This window comes from Pseudomonas sp. NPDC079367, from assembly GCF_044542195.1.
Lineage (GTDB): Bacteria > Pseudomonadota > Gammaproteobacteria > Pseudomonadales > Pseudomonadaceae > Aquipseudomonas.
Map to the genome: position 1 here is coordinate 121,977 of NZ_JBITTW010000004.1, position 18,264 is coordinate 140,240.

The following is an 18,264-nucleotide window of genomic DNA, read 5'->3' on the forward strand; positions in this document are numbered from 1 at the left end:
ATACCTACCTCACATTTCAAGAAAAACGTCGCGAAGCGCGATGAATGAAAGAATGTCCGGTGGTCCGGTGCATATACCCTAATCGCGTATAAAAATTAAATAAACTAACTTTTAGGAATATGCATAGAAGGGGGGATGTTCGGGCTGGTCAACGTGTTGCAAGTGAGAGGACGTGCCTCTCACCCCGACCGGAACTCATTTGGCGCGCGTTTCGGCGGCCTTGAATTCGGGCTTCAATGGGACTTTCACATATGAATTCACACAACCGATTTTCAACGTACGCGGCGGCGCCCAGCGTGAATTGTTGCCGACCCGATCGAGGATGCAGTACGTCACATCCAGCCGCAGGTCTTCGCCTGCTTCGACAATCACCGCCGGTGGCACCCAGACCTGAATCGGCAGCCCGACATCGGCGGCCGTAATCGGCGCCAGGTCCATGCGTGTATCGCCCCAGCGCAACGTGATGGCGTCGTCTTCGGCCATGTTCAGATAAGGCTCGATGGTCAGCGGTACGCCGCGTTTGATCTGGCTGGGGTTCACGCCCTGACGGCGGATCGCTTCGGGGATGACCACGGGCGCCAGTCGCTGGTTTTCGTCTTCGCATTGCGCAGTGGGCTGACCACCCGGGCAATCGAGTTTGACCTGCACCCGGGTCGCGGCCGACAACGCCGGGCCCTGGCCGACCTGCATCACCCGGTAGTGAATGCGCGCGGTGCCGTTAGTGATGAAACTCTCCGGTACGCGCAGGCTGACCGAGTCGCCCACATCGGCCGCGCTCAGGACTTTTGACGCGACATAACATTTGTTCCAGAACAGTTCGATCAGGTCGCCAACGTCCATGTCGGGATAGGGCGACACATCGATCAGCAGGTGGGCCGCTGTCGCCAGGTTGATGCCGGTTTTTTGTGCGCATACCAGCGTTGGCGCTGCAAGTTCGGGGGTGTGCGAAATGCGGGTCATCGGTTTCTCTCCTTGAAGTCTCGCAGCGAAATCCGTTTCTGGAAAACAAAAGGCGCGAATCAACTGGCAATAAAAGGACCAGTATTTACTCAGCATTAGTGCGGATTGTTTGAACTAAGTAGCGCCGGTTGCCGACTAGATAAAAGTCTGCGGAGAGGGGTGTCAATAGAAGGGATTAGTTAATCTGTGAATTACAGGTTAATCAGAAAGTTCCTACGTCACTGAGGTATTAAGCCTAGGCGCAGTAGTAAAGAGGGCTACAGGAAAACGCCGATTCGGCCGCATTTTTTAAGGGTTTGAACTTGGGCAAGCGTGTGTGGATGTGTGAGCGTTCATGGATGAGTGGAACCATTGCGCAATGTATATCCGCGCACTGAGTAACAAATGTTCAAACGATTCGAGTAATAGGAGAAAGGCGTAACTTCCATCCGTGGAAGTTGGCCAGGATTGCACCGGTAGTTCTCAGGCGTGGTTGAGAAACTTGCTAAGAAACTGTTGAGTGCGTTCTTCTTTCGGATTGGCAAAAAGTGCTTTTGCTTCACCTTGCTCGACAATGACGCCCTTGTCGAAAAACACCACGCGATTGGCCACGTCACGGGCAAAGCCCATCTCGTGAGTGACAATCACCATGGTGCGATTTTCTTCGGCAAGACCGCGAATGGTCGCCAGCACTTCGCCGACCAGTTCCGGGTCGAGTGCCGAGGTCGGCTCGTCGAACAGAATCACTTCCGGCTCCATCGCCAGCGCCCGGGCAATCGCCACGCGCTGTTGCTGCCCACCGGAGAGACGACGCGGATAAGCGTCTTCCTTGCCCGCCAGGCCGACTTTGGTCAGCAGCTTTTTGCCCAGGGCAATCGCTTGATCGCGAGGCATCTTCTTGACCACGATCGGGCCTTCTATGACGTTTTCCAGGGCGGTGCGATGGGGGAACAGATTGAAGTTCTGGAACACGAAGCCGACGTGTTGGCGCAAGTTGCGCACCAGACCCTGCTGCTGGTTCAGCGGGCGGCGGGTATCGATTTCGATATCGCCGACCTTGATCCGGCCGCTGGTGGGTTCTTCAAGGAAATTCAGGCAGCGCAGGAACGTCGTTTTTCCCGAGCCACTGGGGCCGATGATCGCGACGACTTCGCCCTCCTTTACCTCAAGGTCGATGCCATTGAGCACGACCTGACCCTTGAATTGCTTGGTCAGTTTTTCCACGACAATCATCGGATCAGGACTCCTGGTCATGCCGATTGACACGCTCTTCCAACTTGTTCTGGAAGTGCGAAAGCACCGTGGCCAGAATCCAGTAGATCAGTGCGGCGGCAAGATACATGGTGAAGACTTCGAAAGTCCGGGCGGTGATCAGCTGAGCCTGACGGAACAGCTCCGGCACCTGAATGGTCGCGGCCAGCGCCGTGTCCTTGACCAGCGAAATAAAGCTGTTGCCCAGCGGCGGCAACGCCGTGCGCATCGCTTGCGGCAGGATGGCCCGGCGCAGGGTCTGCGCGCGGGTCATGCCGATACTCGCAGCGGCTTCCCATTGACCGCGTTCGATCGAACCGATCGCAGCTCGCAGGATTTCACAGGCGTAGGCGGCCATGTTCAGCGAAAAGCCGATCAGCGCTGCCGGCAAGGGATCAAGCTCCATGCCCAGTTGCGGCAAGCCGTAATAAATGACGAACAGTTGCACCAGCAGCGGCGTGCCGCGAAAGAACGACACATAAACGCGAGCTAGCCAACTCAGCAGCTTGAACCGCGACAGGCGCATCAGCGCCAGAGCGAAGCCCAGCGCCAATCCGAAAAACATACCGCCGAGGCTGAGAACGACTGTGAAATACGCGCCCTTTAGCAGAAAGGGCGCGGAGTTCACGAGCAGGGCTGTGGTTTCGGCGATCTGCTGGCTCAACTGTGGGAAGTCCAGTCCGAATCCGAATTGAAAACCAGCTTCCATTATTTAGTGACGTCTGCGTTGAAGTATTTCTTCGACAGTTTTTCAAGGGTACCGTCAGCACGCAGTTCGTCGAGTGCCTTGTTCACCGCAGCCAGCAATTCAGGCTCGCCTTTGCGCAGGGCGATGCCGGACTCCTGACGGGAGAAAGCTTCACCGGCAGCGACAGTTTTTGGCGCTTTCTTGGCGTACTCAAGTGCGGCCAGACGATCGATAAGGATGGCGTCGATACGGCCGTTGTTGAGGTCGGCGAACTTGGTCGGATCATCGTCGTATGTACGCACGTCTGCACCCGGCACGTTGGCGCGAACCCATTGTTCGTAGTTGGTGCCCAGGCCTACACCGACCTTCTTGCCGGACAGGTCGGCGGCGGTCTTGATGTTCAGGGCCGACTCTTTGCTTTTCAGCACGAGAGCCTGAATGCCGGAGACGGTGTACGGTTCGGAGAAGTCATACTTCTTCTTGCGCTCGTCGGAGATGGTGACCTGGTTGACCACCAAGTCCAGACGCTTGGACTCCAGCGCGGCGAGGATGCCGTCCCATTTGGTTGGCTGGATCTTGGTCTTGACCCCGAGTTTTTGCGCCAGCGCTTCGGACAGCTCGACTTCGAAACCGGACAGCTTGCCGTTCTCGTCAACGAAACTGAACGGTGGATAAGTGCCTTCCAGGCCGACGTTGAGAACGCCTTTGTCCTTGATCTGTTGCAGCTGCTCGCCGGCCACTGCCTGACCGATCAGGCCGGCGCTCAGGGCCAGACCCAGCGAACCGACCAGCAGAGTGCGACGTAGTGCGGAAAAATTCATGACAAGCCCCTGTGTTTTCTTATGGAAGACGCTTAAGGAAATGTAGGCAAATGGGTGATTTGAACGACAGCGCTATCCTGCCTTAAAGCAGCTTATGCGTCTCGCCCGAAATTCGCCTGCGGCGAGACTATATGATGTCGTTTATAGACTTGAAAATACTCAATATCAAAACTGTTATTCCTTTCTTGCATAAGTATCGTTCCCCCGATCGGCGTGGGAATGCTTCAAGGCACGCCACGTTCCAGCTCTGGAAGGGATGCAGAGCGTCCCGGGCTGCATTCCCACGCGGAGCGTGGGAACGATCAGTTACAGGAAATCCTTGTAAGCAAACAACGCCGGCGCGCCACCGGTGTGCAGGAAGATGATCGGGCCGTTATCGAAGCGCTGCCGGCCAATGCCGTCGAGCAGACCGGCCATCGCCTTGCCGGTGTAGACCGGGTCAAGCAAGAGACCTTCCTGACCCGCCAACAGTTTCACCGCCGCCAGTGTGCCGGCATTCGGTTCGCCATAACGCGGGCCGAAATATTCATCCCACAGCTCGACCTTGAAGTTGCCCGGCACCTCGACGCCAAGCAGCTCTGCCGTGCGCTCGGCCAAACCCTGCACCTTCGGCCGCTGATCTTCTTCACTGCGCGAAACCGTGACGCCAATCACAGGCAGTTGCGGCAGCGCCTCACTCAGCGCCAGCGCCAGACCACTGTGAGTCCCGGCACTGCCAGACGCCAGCACGACTGCGGCGAAATCGAGGCCACTGTCCTTGATCTGCTCAGCCAACTCCAGCCCGGCGCGCGCATAACCCAAAGCACCGAGCGCATTGGAGCCGCCAATCGGCACCAGATACGGCTTCTTGCCGTTGCTGCGCAAACGCGCGGCGAGGGCGGCCAGTTGTTCGTCGGCATTGTCGAGGTTGTCGACCATCTCGACCCTGGTATCGAACAGATCGAGCAGCAGCCGGTTGCCGTTACCGGTGTAATTGCCGTCGTCCGTGCCCAGCGGGTTTTCCAGCAGCGCCACACAACCGAGACCGAGCCTGGCGGCCAGCGCAGCGGTCTGACGAACGTGGTTCGATTGCAGCGCACCGGCGGTAATCAACGTGTCGGCGCCCTGCGCGAGCGCATCAGCGGCAAGGTATTCGAGTTTGCGCAGCTTGTTGCCGCCCATGGCCAGCGGCGTCAGGTCATCGCGCTTGATGTACACCTCGCGGCCGAGCCAGGCGGACAAGCGTTCGAGTTTTTCCAGTGGCGTGGGATGGCTCAGCAGGTCGAGACGGGTAAAGCGTTGCAGCTGTTGTTTGATCATGAGTCTGTACTGGCGCAAAAGAATGAGAGGACTATAGGCACGCGTTTTTACCCGGGCAACCGCCAATCGCTTATAGCCAAATGGACTGAGGCCAGCACTATCGGTTCTTAATTCGTCGGCCAGGGCATGCCGTAAAGTAGGCGCCGTTGACGCGGCCAGACAGTCCGGCCGCCCGTGAGGAGTCTTTACCGTGAGCGAGCGTTCCAGCCATTGGCAATTGCAGACCGTCGTCAGCCAACTGCGTAGCGCACGGGATCAGTGGCGTGCACAGAATGGTCGGGCTTCAGGAGAGCAGGGTGGCCGCGAATTGCCGTCCCGGGCGGCGATGGCGCAAATCCTTGAGGCGTTGTGCGGCGCGCTGTTCCCGATGCGTTTGGGGCCAGTTGATCTACGTGAAGAAAGTGAAGATTTCTACGTCGGGCACACGCTCGATGTTGCGCTGAATGCTTTGTTGGCACAGACGCGCCTGGAGCTGCGTTACGTCGCTCGACACAGCGCGCAGGATGACAGTGAAGTCGAGGCTCGGGCCATTCGGATCGTGCAAGATTTTGCCTTGGCCTTGCCGGGGTTGCGCACACTGCTCGATACCGATGTGCTGGCGGCTTACCACGGCGACCCGGCGGCGCGCAGTGTTGATGAGGTGCTGCTGTGCTATCCGGGCATTCTTGCGGTGATTCACCACCGCTTGGCGCACCATTTATACCGTGCCGGTTTGCCTTTGCTGGCGCGGATAAGCGCGGAGATCGCCCACTCGGCGACGGGCATCGATATCCACCCTGGCGCGCAGATCGGCCGCAGTTTTTTTATCGATCACGGCACCGGCGTAGTAATTGGCGAAACCGCGATCATTGGCGAGCGCGTGCGCATTTATCAGGCCGTCACGTTGGGCGCCAAGCGGTTCCCGGCCGATGAGGACGGGCAATTGCAGAAGGGCCATCCGCGCCACCCGATCGTCGAAGACGATGTGGTGATTTATGCCGGAGCGACGATTCTGGGGCGGATCACCATCGGCAAGGGATCGACCATTGGCGGCAACGTGTGGCTGACGCGCAGCGTGCCGGCGGGGGCGAATCTGACCCAGGCGAATCTGCAGCATGATGACGGGACGCAAAAATAGCCTGCAAACATGCGACCTGTAGGAGCTGACGAGTGAAACGAGGCTGCAATCTTTTGATCTTTGCTTTTAAACATCAAGATCAAAAGATCGTCCGAACGCGGCCCGAGCCTTCGGCAGCTCCTACAGGTTCGGGCATCAGGCATTTTGCTGTTGAACAAATCCCCTCAGACCCGCGTCATATCCCTCCTTGGGCGCTGTAGGAAACCTACCGCCCAGCCCTGCGATTAGTCCTTACCACCGCATTCATGTTTAACTTGAACGTTCATTCAAGTTAAACCGGTGGTTCGCTGCCCGCTCACAACAGGAGGCTTGCCTTTGCTGAGTCCGATCATTTCAGCCACGTTTCAACCCCTCGAGGTGCACGTTTCATGAGTGCATCGTCTCCCCCCGCCAGCGGTCTGGTGCGCATGAATCCGCCGGTGTTCTACTTCGCCGCGACGGTCATTTTGCTGTTTGGTCTTGTCGTCATCGCCATCCCCGAGCAGGCCGGCGCCTGGTTGCTGGAAGCGCAAAACTGGGCGGCCAATACGGTCGGCTGGTACTACATGCTCGCGATGACCCTGTATCTGGTCTTCGTGGTGGTCACCGCCTTATCCGGCTACGGCAAGATAAAACTCGGTGCCGACCACGACGAGCCCGAATTCAGTTACCTGTCCTGGGCCGGCATGCTGTTCGCCGCCGGGATCAGCATCACGCTGTTCTTCTTCTGCGTCTCCGAACCGCTGACGCACATGCTGCAGCCGCCGCAGGGCGAGGCCGGCACGGCTGATGCCGCGCGGCAAGCGATGCAGATTCTGTTTCTGCACTGGGGTCTGCATGGCTGGGGCGTGTTCGCCTTCGTCGGCATGGCGCTCGCCTATTTCGCTTACCGTCACAACCTGCCGCTGGCGCTACGCTCGGCGCTGTATCCGCTGATCGGCAAACGCATCAACGGCCCGATCGGCTACGCGGTCGATGGCTTCGGCATCATCGCCACGGTGTTCGGCCTCGGTGCCGACATGGGCTTTGGCGTGCTGCACCTCAATTCCGGTCTCGACTATCTATTCGGTATCGCTCATACCCAGTGGATTCAGGTCGGCCTGATCACCCTGATGATGGGCGCGGCGATCATCGTTGCCGTCTCCGGCGTTGATAAAGGCGTGCGGGTGATGTCCGATATCAACATGCTGCTGGCCTGCGGGTTGCTGCTGTTCGTGTTGTTTGCCGGGCCCACGCAGCACCTGCTCAATACGCTGATCCAGAACGTTGGCGACTACCTCGGCGCCCTGCCGATGAAGAGTTTCGACCTCTACGCCTATGACAAGCCGAGCGACTGGCTGGGTGGCTGGACAGTGTTCTACTGGGCCTGGTGGATTGCATGGTCGCCGTTCGTGGGCCTGTTTATCGCACGGATTTCCCGTGGTCGCACCATTCGTGAATTCGTCTTCGGTGTGCTGTTGATCCCGCTCGGTTTCACCCTGGCGTGGATGTCGATCTTCGGCAACAGCGCCCTCGATCAAGTCCTCAATCACGGCATGAGCGCACTGGGCATGTCGGCCATCGACAATCCGTCGATGAGCATTTATCTGTTGCTGGAAACCTATCCGTGGAGCAAAACCGTCATCGCCGTGACGGTGTTCATCAGCTTCGTGTTCTTCGTCACCTCGGCGGACTCCGGCACCGTCGTGCTCTCGACCCTGTCGGCCAAGGGCGGTAACCCGGATGAAGACGGGCCGAAATGGCTGCGGGTGTTCTGGGGCGCGATGACTGCACTGATCACCAGTGCGCTGCTGTTCTCCGGCAGCATCGATGCACTCAAGTCAGCGGTTGTCCTCACGTCGTTGCCGTTCTCGTTGATTCTGCTGCTGATGATGTGGGGCCTGCACAAGGCGTTCTATCTGGAATCGCAGAAGCAGATCGCGCAGCTGCATTCGCTGGCGCCGGTGTCCGGTTCACGGCGCGGCACTGGCGGCTGGCGCCAGCGCCTGAGTCAGGCCGTGCACTTCCCGTCGCGCGACGAGGTGTATCGCTTCATGGAAAGCACGGTGCGCCCGGCGATCGAGGAAGTGACCGCCGTGTTCGTCGAAAAAGGTCTGCACGTGGTCACCCAGCCGGATCCGGCGCATGACAACGTCAGCCTGGAAATCGGTCATGGCGAGCAACATCCATTCATCTATCAAGTGCAGATGCGCGGCTACTTCACGCCATCGTTCGCGCGCGGAGGCATGGGTTCGAAACAACTCAACAACCGCCGCTACTACCGCGCCGAAGTGCATTTGAGCGAGGGCAGTCAGGACTACGATCTGGTCGGCTACACCAAAGAGCAGATCATCAACGACATCCTCGACCAGTACGAACGGCACATGCAGTTCCTGCATCTGGTGCGTTGATCGGCGGCTGAGCGCCGGGTCTTTTCAAGGCTCGGCGCTCAAAGCGAACGCGCGTCCCTTTCGGCAGTTTTGTGAAACGTTTCAGCTATTGATCGAGTCTTTATTTTTCAGCGCACTCGTCGGCGTATGCTGGGTTCCTCGCAACGCCGTCGATACCTGAAACTGACAAGAGAGCATTCGATGACTTACACCGCTGCCGAAAACCGCTACGACTCCATCCCCTACCGCCGCGTTGGCCGCAGCGGTCTGGTGCTGCCAGCGCTGTCGCTGGGCCTTTGGCACAACTTTGGCGACAGCACGCCGATCGATACACAGCGCGCGTTGCTGCGCACCGCGTTCGATCTGGGCATCAACCATTTCGACCTCGCCAACAACTACGGCCCGCCGTACGGCAGCGCCGAAATCAATTTCGGCCGCCTGCTGCGCGAGGACTTCAAGCAGTATCGCGACGAGCTGATCATCTCCAGCAAGGCTGGCTGGGACATGTGGCCCGGCCCTTATGGCCAGGGCGGTGGGTCGCGCAAATACGTGCTGGCCAGTCTCGACCAGAGCCTGCAACGCTTGGGTCTGGATTACGTGGATATCTTCTATTCGCACCGCTTCGACCCGGACACCCCGCTGGAAGAAACCGCCAGCGCTCTCGCCACTGCAGTGCAACAGGGCAAGGCTTTGTACATCGGTATCTCGTCCTACTCAGGGGTGAAAACGCGCGAAATGGCCGCGCTGCTGAAAGAGTGGAAAGTGCCGCTGCTGATTCATCAACCGGCGTATAACCTGCTCAATCGCTGGGTAGAGAAGGATCTGCTCGATACCACCGATGAACTCGGCACGGGCGTGATTGCCTTTACGCCGCTGGCGCAGGGCTTGCTCACCGACAAATACCTCAACGGCGTGCCGGCCGATGCGCGAGTCAATCGCCCGGGCGGCGGTTCGTTGCAGGCTTCGCACTTGTCCGAGGCCAACATCGCTCACGTGCGAGCGTTGAACGAGATTGCCCAGCGTCGCGGGCAGAGCCTGGCGCAATTGGCACTGGCGTGGACGCTGCGTGATCCGCGGGTGACTTCGGCATTGATCGGCGCGAGCCGGCCGGAGCAGATTATCGAGAACGTTGGCGCGTTGAAGAATCTGAGTTTCAGTGCCGAAGAGCTGGCGGAGATTGACCGGTTTGCCCAGGAGGGCGGGATCAATCTTTGGGAGAAGCCTTCGACGGCGGAGTAAGCCTTCCGAAGACTGATCGTTCCCACGCAGAGCGTGGGAACGATCAGGCTCAGCGAAAGAACGGCACATCCCCCAACACCGTCGCCCGCTGCATCACCCGCCGCGCCGGGCGGTAGTCGTCCACTGCGTAATGCTGGGTCACGCGGTTATCCCAGAAGGCGATGTCGTCCTTCTGCCAGCGCCAGCGAATGGTGAACTCCGGCCGCGTTGCATGGGCGAACAGAAACTTCAGGATGGCCTCGCTCTCGGTTTCCGACAGCTCGTTGATCTTCGAGGTAAATCCTTCATTGACGAACAACGACCGTCGCCCACTGACCGGATGCGTACGTATCACCGGGTGCGACAGCGGTGGATTCTTGCGCCGCGCTTCTTCCCACTGCGCCAGCGCCTCGGGCGTGTTGCCGTAGCGCTCCAGCGGAAACGAGCGGGTGAAATCGTGGGTCGCGGTCAGGCCTTCCAGCAGGTTTTTCATTGGCGCCGACAACGCTTCATACGCCGCAATCCCGCTGGCCCACAACGTGTCGCCACCGAACTCCGGCAACAACTTGGCGCTGAGCACGGCGCCCATCGCTGGCGTCGGCAGGAAGGTCACGTCGGTGTGCCAGATCGCGTTGTCACGTACGTCGGTGACTGCGGTGTCGAGGATCAGAACTTCCGGTTGTTCCGGCACGTTCGGGTAGATCGGGTGAATGTGCAGGTCGCCGAAATAATGCGCGAAACGTGCCTGCTGCGCCGGCTCGATCGGCTGGTTGCGAAAGAACAGCACCTGATAGTTGAGCAGCGCCTGCTCGATGGCATCGCGGTGTTCCAGGCTCAGCGGCTGGCTGATATCGAGGCCGCTGATCTGCGCGCCGAGGGCCGAGCTTAACGGGATGATGTTCAGGCTGCTCATGGTCTTTCTCTTCAATTCGGTGAGACCACCCTTTGTAGGAGCTGCCGAAGGCTGCGATCTTTTGATCTTGCTTTTTAAGAAGATCAAGATCAAAAGATCGCAGCCTTCGGCAGCTCCTACAGGGGGGATTCAAAAGATGTTTTAGTGCGCCTGGCCGTGCCATGGCACGAGTTTGCGCTGCAGGGCGCGCAGGCCCATTTCCATGGCGAAGGCGATCAGGGCGATGACCAGAATCCCCAGCACCACCACATCGGTCACCAGGAACTGCGCAGCCGACTGCACCATGAAACCGAGGCCGCTGGTGGCCGCGATCAATTCGGCAGCGACCAGCGTCGACCAGCCAACCCCCAGACCAATGCGCACGCCAGTGAGAATGTCCGGCAACGCGCTTGGCAAAATCACATGACGAATCAATTGCGCGCGTGTCGCGCCTAACGACTGCGCCGCACGCAGTTTTGCCGGATCAACGGTGCGCACCCCCGTTGCGGTGGCGATGGCAATCGGCGCGAAAATCGCCAGATAGATCAGCAGCACTTTCGACAACTCGCCAATGCCGCACCAGATCACGATCAGCGGCAGATAGGCCAGCGGTGGAATAGGGCGGTAGAACTCGATCAGCGGGTCGAGCACACCACGGGCGATGCGGTTGGCGCCGATGGCAATGCCCACCGGTACGGCGGTCAGAATCGCAAAAGCGAGACCCAGACCGATGCGGCTCAGGCTGGCACCCAAGTGCTGCCACAGCGTCGAATCCATGTATCCCGAAGTCGCCAGCAGCCAGCCCTTTTGCAGCACGGCGGCGGGTGGCGGCAGGAACAACGGTTCGATCAAACCAGTAGCCGTCACGGCCCACCAGATCGCCAACAAGGCGAACAAGGTCAACAGGCTGATCCAGCGCGTGCTGAGGCTGCGGCCCACCGGGATGCTCACCGAAGATGTTTTCACCGCCGCAGCGGTTGCGTCGTAACTGCTCATGCGCGCTCCTGCCGGGTTACGGCGCTGCGTTGCGAGAAGACTCTGCTCAGCACGTGCTCGCGGGTTTCGATAAACCGCGGATCGGATTTGATCGCACGGGCCGACTCCCCAGCGGCATAACGCTGGCCGAAGTTCAGCTGCAGACGCTCGACGATCTGCCCCGGATTCGGCGCCAGCAGGATCAGATCCGTAGCGAGGAACACCGCTTCTTCAATGTCGTGGGTAATCAGAAAAACCGGTTTGGCGGTGCGCTGCCAGACTTGCAGCAACAGCTCCTGCATCTGTTCGCGAGTAAATGCATCAAGCGCACCGAACGGCTCATCCATCAGCAGCACGCGCGGGTCGGCGGCGAGGGCGCGGGCGAGGCCGACGCGTTGTTTCTGGCCTCCGGACAATTGCCAGATGCGCCGTTCTTCGAAGCCAGCGAGATCGACCAGTGCGAGCATTTCACGGGCGCGCTGTTCGCGTTTTTCCTTGCTGGCACCGGCCAGTTCGAGGCCGAAGGCGACGTTGGCCAATACATCTTGCCAAGGCAGTAAAGCGTCATCCTGAAACACCACGCCACGTTCGGCGCTCGGGCCTTTGACCGGCACGCCGTCGAGGGTGATGCGCCCGGCGCTCGGTTCGACGAAACCGGCAATCAGGTTCAACAGCGAAGTCTTGCCGCTGCCGGACGGGCCGAGGGCGACCAGCAACTGCTGCGGCCCCAGGGTCAGAGAAATATCCGCCAGCACCGGCTCCGGGCTGCCCGGGTACTGTGCGCTGATGCGCTCCAGCTGTAGCAAGGCCATCGCTGTTATCTCCCGATCAGTTGGTGATGTATTTGGCGCTGACGTACGGCGCGTAGTCCGGCAGCACGGCGTCGACCTTGCCTTGCTCCTTGAGGAACGCGGCGGTGTCGGTGATGGCTTTGGTGGTCGGCGCGCCAAGGTCGCTGACCTGATCAGCCGCCAGCGGGTAGACGTTGCCCTGCAGCAGCAATGGGATGTCGCTGGCTTTGGCGCCAGACAGCTTCACCAGTTTGTCGACGTTGCTCTGGTTGGCCAGCCAGGCCTGCGGATCCTTGCGGTAAGCGGCGTAGGCGTCGAGGGTGACCTTGGCGAATGCGGTGACGATTTGCGGATGCTTCTCGGCGAAGTCCTTGCGCACGATCCACGCATCGAAGGTCGGCGCGCCGAACTTGGCCAGTTCGCCGGAGGTGATCAGCACTTTGCCGTTTTCCTTGGCCACGCCCAGTGCCGGATCCCAAACGTAAGTGGCGTCGATATCGCCGCGTTTCCATGCGGCGATGATCGCTGGCGGCGCGAGGTTGAGCACGGTGACTTTCGACGGATCGATGTTCCAGTGCTTGAGCGCGGCGAGCAGGCTGTAGTGCCCCGTGGACACAAACGGCACGGCGATTTTCTTGCCGATCAGATCCTGCGGAGTCTTGATGCCGGAACCTTCACGCGCGACCAGTGCTTCAGCGGCGCCGATCTGCGTGGCAATCAGGAAGGTTTCGACCGGCACTTTGCGGGTGATCGCGGCGGTCAACGGGCTCGAACCGAGATAGCCGATCTGCACATCGCCGGACGCGATGGCGGCAATGATGTCGGCACCGTTATCGAATTTGCGCCAGCTGATATCGGCCTTGGTGGCTTTCTCGTAAGCGCCGTCGGCCTGAGCGACTTTGGCCGGGTCGACGGTAGTCTGGTAGGCGACAGTGAGATCGGCAGCCTGGGCCAGGAAGCTTGCAGCGGCCAGTGAGGCGGCGGCGAGCAGGCGAAGCGGGGAATTCAGTTTCAAGTGAGAGCTCCAGATCAGGCGACCGAGTGTCGGCGTGAAAGGAGACTAAATGATCTAAGAATCGAAAAATAAATAACTTTTTCGAATGAGCTTATGAGCGGAAAAATCTAAGACAGGAGAGGATGTGAGCCTTTGACTGATCGTTCCCATGCTCTGCGTGGTAACGCCTCAAGGGACGCTCTGCGTCCAAAGTGACGCGGAGCGTCACAGGCTGCATTCCCACGCAGAGCATGGGAACGATCAAAGGATGTTCTATATCAATTGCTGATGGCGAGGATGCTCGCCTGATACGCGCCGACAAACACATCAAAATCGCCGACCTCGTTCTGCTCAAGCTCGGCCTGCTGCGCCAGCGACGAGCGCGCCACTTCCTCGAACTTCGCCTGCTCATCCGCCGTCAACGGCTCGCTGCGGAAGAACTCGGCATGGGCCTGGCTCTGCCGCAGCGAGAACTGCGCAAAGCTTTCCTTGTGCTCGGCCATCGCCGCCAGTACCTGCGCCGACGGTGTCAGGGACGGATCGCTGACTTTCGCCAGTTGCGCATCCAGCGCCTGGCTGTGCACATCGCCGCCGTGGCTCTGATCGAGCAGCGCAGCCAGCGGAGCGATTTGCTCAAGCAGTTCGCCAGCCCAGGTCTTCATTTCGACCGCTTGGCCGTCGCGCTGCAATTGCAGTCCCGGACGGCGGCCTTCCTTGACCACGCTGAGGAAGTTCGAAGTGGCGTTGCCGCACGAAGTATTGGTCAGCAACGGGCTGTCGTTCAACGCGCAGTACAGCAGGAACGCGTCGAGGAAGCGCGACTCGGTGAGGTCGATGCCCATCGGCAGGAACGGGTTGATGTCCAGGCAACGCACTTCGACATATTGAATGCCGCGCGCCATCAAGGCCTGGATCGGCCGCTCGCCGGTGTAGGTCACGCGTTTCGGGCGGATGTTGGAGTAGTACTCGTTTTCGATCTGCAGGATATTGGTGTTGAGCTGCACCCACTCGCCATCCTTGTGCGTGCCGACTTCAACGTACGGCGCGTATGGCGTGGCCACGGCTTTGCGCAGGCTGTCGGTGTAGCTCGCCAGATCGTTGTAGCACGGCGTCAGGCCGGCCTGGGCGTTGCTCTGGTAACCGAGGTCGCTCATGCGCAGGCTGGTCGCGTACGGCAGATACAGCGTGTCCGGATCGAGCTGTTCGAGCTGATGCGAACGCCCGCGCAGGAAACCCGCATCCAGCGCCGGCGAGGCACCGAACAGGTACATCAGCAGCCAGCTGTAGCGGCGGAAGTTGCGGATCAGGGCGATGTACGACACCGACTGGAAGTCGCGATCGGTGCCGACGAAACCTTCGGCCTCACGCAGTAGCGGCCAGAGCTGTTCCGGCAGCGAGAAGTTGTAGTGAATCCCGGCGATGCACTGCATGGTCTTGCCGTAACGCAGGGCCAGGCCCTTGCGGTAAACGTACTTGAGCTGACCGATGTTGGACGTGCCGTAGTAGGCGATCGGGATGTCTTCCTCGGCCGGCAACGGGCACGGCATCGACGGGCTCCACAGGTACTCGCTGCCGAGTTTGCTGTAGGCAAAGCGGTGGATCTTGTCCAGGCTCGCCAGTGTGTCGGCAGGATCCGGCAGGGCAGGCGTGATGAATTCCAGCAGCGACTCGGAGTAGTCGGTGGTGATCTGTTCGTTGGTCAGCGCGGAACCCAGGGCTTCGGGGTGCGGCGTTTGCGCCAGGCGACCTTCACTGGTCACGCGCAGGCATTCACGTTCGATACCGTGCAGGCACTGCTTGAGCAGAGAGAGGTTGGCGCGCTCGCCGAGCAGAGCCAGGCGGCGGTTGAGAAGTTCGCTCAATTTGGATTCCTTCACGCGTCAGTCGCCCCAATATGGGGGTGGGCAGGACGGTCTACAAGGGTGAAGTTGAAACTGGCGTTATCGCCTGGTTTTTTGGACTGGAATAGTCCTTTCGAACCGCCTACTTCAATCCCTGAATCTGGCAGACGCACGCGAAGATCATGCAGTACCTGTGGGAGCGGGCTTGCCCGCGAAGAGGGAGTGTCAGTCAATATCAAGTCATCTGACACACCGCCCTCGCGAGCAAGCCCGCTCCCACAGAAAAGCTCGACGCTGCGATCACAGCGCCGAAATTAACTCAAAATGATGAACAACATCTACAAGACAGCGAAGGTGCCTTGCGCTTTTGCGACCAGTTTGTCGCCCTGCATCACCTCGGCTTCGACCACCAGCGTACGACGGCCCGGGTGGATCACCCGCGCCGTGCACAGCACCTCACCGTCGGAGACGGCGCGGATGTAGTTGATCTTGCATTCGATGGTCGCGCTCTGCTGATCAAAGCCATGGCTGCTGGAACACGCCAGGCCCATGGCAATATCGACCAGACTGAACAGCGCGCCACCGTGCAGCTTGCCGCCACGGTTGCGCAGCTCGGGCTCAAGCGCCAGGGCGACTTGCGCCACCCCGGTCTCGAGACTGTGCAGGCGGCAGCCCAACAGCTTGAAAAAGGCGCTCTCGACGAGCCCGGCCGGCATGTCCATCAGCGTTTCTTCAATTGCTTGGCGTTGGCAAACAACGAGGCCATTGCGTTGTTCACCGGCGCGGCGGTAGCGGTTTCCTTGCGCGGCGCGTTGCCGGAAGACTGGCGCGGTGCCGAGCCTGGACGCGAGCCACGGGCGCCGTCGACCTTCTCGCCCGGGGTGTCGCTCATGCGCATCGACAGGCCGACGCGTTTGCGCGGGATGTCGACCTCCATGACCTTCACTTTCACCACGTCACCGGCCTTGACCGCTTCGCGTGGGTCCTTGATGAACTTCTCCGACAGCGCCGAGATGTGCACCAGACCGTCCTGGTGCACGCCGATGTCGACGAACGCACCGAACGCCGTAACGTTGGTGACCACGCCTTCAAGGATCATTCCCAGTTGCAGATCCTTGAGGTCCTCGACGCCTTCCTGGAACTCGGCGGTTTTGAACTCCGGACGCGGGTCGCGACCGGGCTTTTCCAGTTCCTGGAGAATATCGGTGACGGTCGGCAGACCGAAGGTTTCGTCGGTGAATTTCTTCGGATCCAGGCGCTTGAGAAACGCCGCATCGCCAATCAGCGAACGAATGTCACGGTCGGTTTCAGCGGCAATGCGCTGCACCAGCGGATAGGCTTCCGGGTGCACCGCCGAGGAATCCAGCGGATTGTCGCCGTTCATCACGCGCAGGAAACCGGCAGCCTGTTCGAAGGTTTTCTCGCCCAGACGCGCGACTTTCTTCAGCGCCGCACGGGTCTTGAACGCGCCGTGTTCGTCACGGTGAGCAACGATGTTTTGCGCCAATGTGGCGTTGAGGCCGGAGATCCGCGCCAGCAGTGCCACGGAGGCGGTGTTCACATCGACACCGACGGCGTTCACGCAATCCTCGACCACGGCATCAAGACCCCGCGCCAGTTTCAGCTGCGAGACATCGTGTTGGTATTGGCCGACGCCGATGGATTTCGGGTCGATTTTTACCAGTTCGGCCAGCGGATCCTGCAGGCGACGGGCGATCGACACGGCGCCACGGATCGACACGTCCAGATCCGGAAATTCCTTGGCCGCCAGTTCCGATGCCGAGTACACCGATGCGCCGGCTTCGGACACCATGACCTTGGTCATTTTCATTGCTGGATATTTTTTGATCAGCTCGATCGCCAGTTTGTCGGTCTCGCGGCTGGCGGTGCCGTTGCCGATGGCGATCAGGTCCACCGAATGCTTGGCGCACAGCGCAGCGAGAATGGCGATGGTCTGGTCCCATTTGTTGTGCGGCACGTGCGGGTAAACCGTGGCGTGGTCGAGCAGCTTGCCGGTCGAATCGACCACCGCCACTTTGCAGCCAGTGCGCAGGCCCGGGTCGAGGCCCAAAGTGGCGCGCGGGCCGGCCGGTGCGGCCAGCAGCAAGTCGTGCAGGTTGTGCGCGAAAACGTTGATCGCTTCGGTTTCGGCGCCATCGCGCAGCTCGCCGAGCAGGTCGGTTTCCAGGTGCGTGTAGAGCTTGACCTTCCAGGTCCAGCGCACCACTTCACTGAGCCACTTGTCCGCAGGGCGGTTCTGGTTCTGGATGCCGAATTGCTGGCCGATCATGCCTTCGCACGGATGCATGGTGCCCGGTAGCTCGTCGCCGACCTTCAGCGCGGAGCTGAGAATGCCTTCGTTGCGGCCACGGAAAATCGCTAGGGCACGGTGCGACGGCATGCTTTTCAGCGGCTCGTCGTGTTCGAAGTAATCGCGGAACTTGGCGCCTTCCTCTTCCTTGCCGGCAATGACGCGGGCACTGAGGGTGGCTTCCTGTTTCAGGTAGTTACGCAATTTTTCCAGCAGGCTGGCGTCTTCGGCGAAACGCTCCATGAGGATGTACTTGGCGCCTTCCAGCGCAGCCTTGACGTCCGCCACGCCTTTTTCCGCATCGACGAAGCGCGCGGCTTCGGTTTCCGGCGACAGGTTCGGGTCGTTGAACAAGCCGTCGGCCAGTTCGCCGAGGCCGGCTTCGAGGGCGATCTGGCCCTTGGTGCGGCGCTTCTGCTTGTACGGCAGGTACAAGTCTTCCAGGCGGGTTTTGGTGTCGGCGAGCTTGATGTCGCGCTCGAGAGCGGGGGTGAGCTTGCCTTGCTCCTCGATGCTGGCGAGGATGCTGATACGCCGTTCGTCGAGTTCTCGCAGGTAGCGCAGGCGCTCTTCCAGATGACGCAGTTGGGTGTCGTCGAGGCTGCCGGTGACTTCTTTTCGGTAACGGGCGATGAAGGGAACGGTAGAGCCTTCATCGAGTAGCGCGACGGCCGCTTCGACCTGTTGTGGGCGTACGCCGAGTTCCTCGGCGATGCGGCTGTTGATGCTGTCCATAAAACCACCTGACATAGTATGAAAAGCAGGCTCGCAGGCACGCA

At 60.0% G+C, this 18,264-nt stretch carries 15 protein-coding genes; 3 read left to right on the forward strand and 12 right to left on the reverse strand.

The window, feature by feature from the left end; all coding sequences use genetic code 11:
• Positions 1-195 precede the first annotated feature (195 nt).
• The 5 genes from ACIGDJ_RS07780 to ACIGDJ_RS07800 all read right to left on the reverse strand — a co-directional run bounded on the left by ACIGDJ_RS07780 (position 196) and on the right by ACIGDJ_RS07800 (position 4,998).
• A complete protein-coding gene (locus tag ACIGDJ_RS07780; RefSeq protein ID WP_101156900.1) occupies positions 196-960 on the reverse strand; it encodes a hypothetical protein in 765 nt (254 codons plus the stop codon).
• Between the two features lie 462 nt (positions 961-1,422).
• Positions 1,423-2,172, reverse strand: a complete 750-nt coding sequence (gene tcyN, locus ACIGDJ_RS07785; protein WP_101156898.1) for an L-cystine ABC transporter ATP-binding protein TcyN — start codon at positions 2,170-2,172, stop codon at positions 1,423-1,425.
• A gap of 4 nt (positions 2,173-2,176) precedes the next feature.
• Positions 2,177-2,899, reverse strand: coding sequence for a cystine ABC transporter permease (tcyL, locus tag ACIGDJ_RS07790; RefSeq protein WP_256589696.1), 723 nt, complete (start codon positions 2,897-2,899; stop codon positions 2,177-2,179).
• A complete protein-coding gene (tcyJ, locus tag ACIGDJ_RS07795) occupies positions 2,899-3,699 on the reverse strand; it encodes a cystine ABC transporter substrate-binding protein (RefSeq protein ID WP_101156896.1) in 801 nt (266 codons plus the stop codon). Before tcyJ ends, tcyL begins: the two co-directional genes overlap by 1 nt.
• Positions 3,700-4,005: 306 nt before the next feature.
• Positions 4,006-4,998: a D-cysteine desulfhydrase gene (locus ACIGDJ_RS07800; RefSeq protein ID WP_397478567.1), complete on the reverse strand. Its 993-nt coding sequence runs from the start codon at positions 4,996-4,998 to the stop codon at positions 4,006-4,008.
• A gap of 190 nt (positions 4,999-5,188) precedes the next feature.
• Between ACIGDJ_RS07800 and epsC the strand changes: the two genes are divergently transcribed.
• The 3 genes from epsC (at position 5,189) to mgrA (ending at position 9,702) form a co-directional block, all read left to right on the forward strand.
• On the forward strand, positions 5,189-6,115 hold the full coding sequence (epsC, locus tag ACIGDJ_RS07805; RefSeq protein WP_101156892.1) for a serine O-acetyltransferase EpsC: 927 nt from the start codon (positions 5,189-5,191) through the stop codon (positions 6,113-6,115).
• 407 nt (positions 6,116-6,522) lie between these two features.
• Positions 6,523-8,484 carry a choline transporter BetT gene (betT, locus tag ACIGDJ_RS07810; protein WP_160768576.1) on the forward strand — a complete coding sequence of 654 codons (1,962 nt, stop codon included), beginning with the start codon at positions 6,523-6,525 and terminating at the stop codon, positions 8,482-8,484.
• A 180-nt stretch (positions 8,485-8,664) separates the two neighbouring features.
• Complete coding sequence (gene mgrA, locus ACIGDJ_RS07815) at positions 8,665-9,702, forward strand: L-glyceraldehyde 3-phosphate reductase (protein WP_312998133.1); 1,038 nt, start codon at positions 8,665-8,667, stop codon at positions 9,700-9,702.
• Positions 9,703-9,751: 49 nt separating this feature from the next.
• Here mgrA and tauD read toward each other — a convergent pair whose 3' ends face one another.
• The 7 genes from tauD to ACIGDJ_RS07850 form a co-directional block, all read right to left on the reverse strand.
• Entirely contained in the window at positions 9,752-10,594 is an 843-nt protein-coding gene (tauD, locus tag ACIGDJ_RS07820; RefSeq protein ID WP_397478566.1) for a taurine dioxygenase, read from the reverse strand.
• 141 nt (positions 10,595-10,735) lie between these two features.
• Positions 10,736-11,569, reverse strand: coding sequence for a taurine ABC transporter permease TauC (gene tauC / locus ACIGDJ_RS07825; protein WP_312998129.1), 834 nt, complete (start codon positions 11,567-11,569; stop codon positions 10,736-10,738).
• On the reverse strand, positions 11,566-12,360 hold the full coding sequence (gene tauB, locus ACIGDJ_RS07830; RefSeq protein WP_397478565.1) for a taurine ABC transporter ATP-binding subunit: 795 nt from the start codon (positions 12,358-12,360) through the stop codon (positions 11,566-11,568). Before tauB ends, tauC begins: the two co-directional genes overlap by 4 nt.
• A gap of 16 nt (positions 12,361-12,376) precedes the next feature.
• On the reverse strand, positions 12,377-13,354 hold the full coding sequence (gene tauA, locus ACIGDJ_RS07835; RefSeq protein ID WP_101156880.1) for a taurine ABC transporter substrate-binding protein: 978 nt from the start codon (positions 13,352-13,354) through the stop codon (positions 12,377-12,379).
• Between the two features lie 257 nt (positions 13,355-13,611).
• The gene (gene gshA, locus ACIGDJ_RS07840) at positions 13,612-15,195 is read right to left on the reverse strand and encodes a glutamate--cysteine ligase (RefSeq protein ID WP_397478564.1); all 1,584 of its coding nucleotides are present in this window, start codon (positions 15,193-15,195) and stop codon (positions 13,612-13,614) included.
• Positions 15,196-15,512: 317 nt separating this feature from the next.
• Positions 15,513-15,896 carry a PaaI family thioesterase gene (locus ACIGDJ_RS07845; RefSeq protein ID WP_024011182.1) on the reverse strand — a complete coding sequence of 128 codons (384 nt, stop codon included), beginning with the start codon at positions 15,894-15,896 and terminating at the stop codon, positions 15,513-15,515.
• The gene (locus ACIGDJ_RS07850) at positions 15,896-18,220 is read right to left on the reverse strand and encodes a Tex family protein (protein ID WP_312998115.1); all 2,325 of its coding nucleotides are present in this window, start codon (positions 18,218-18,220) and stop codon (positions 15,896-15,898) included. Before ACIGDJ_RS07850 ends, ACIGDJ_RS07845 begins: the two co-directional genes overlap by 1 nt.
• Between the last annotated feature and the right edge of the window lie 44 nt (positions 18,221-18,264).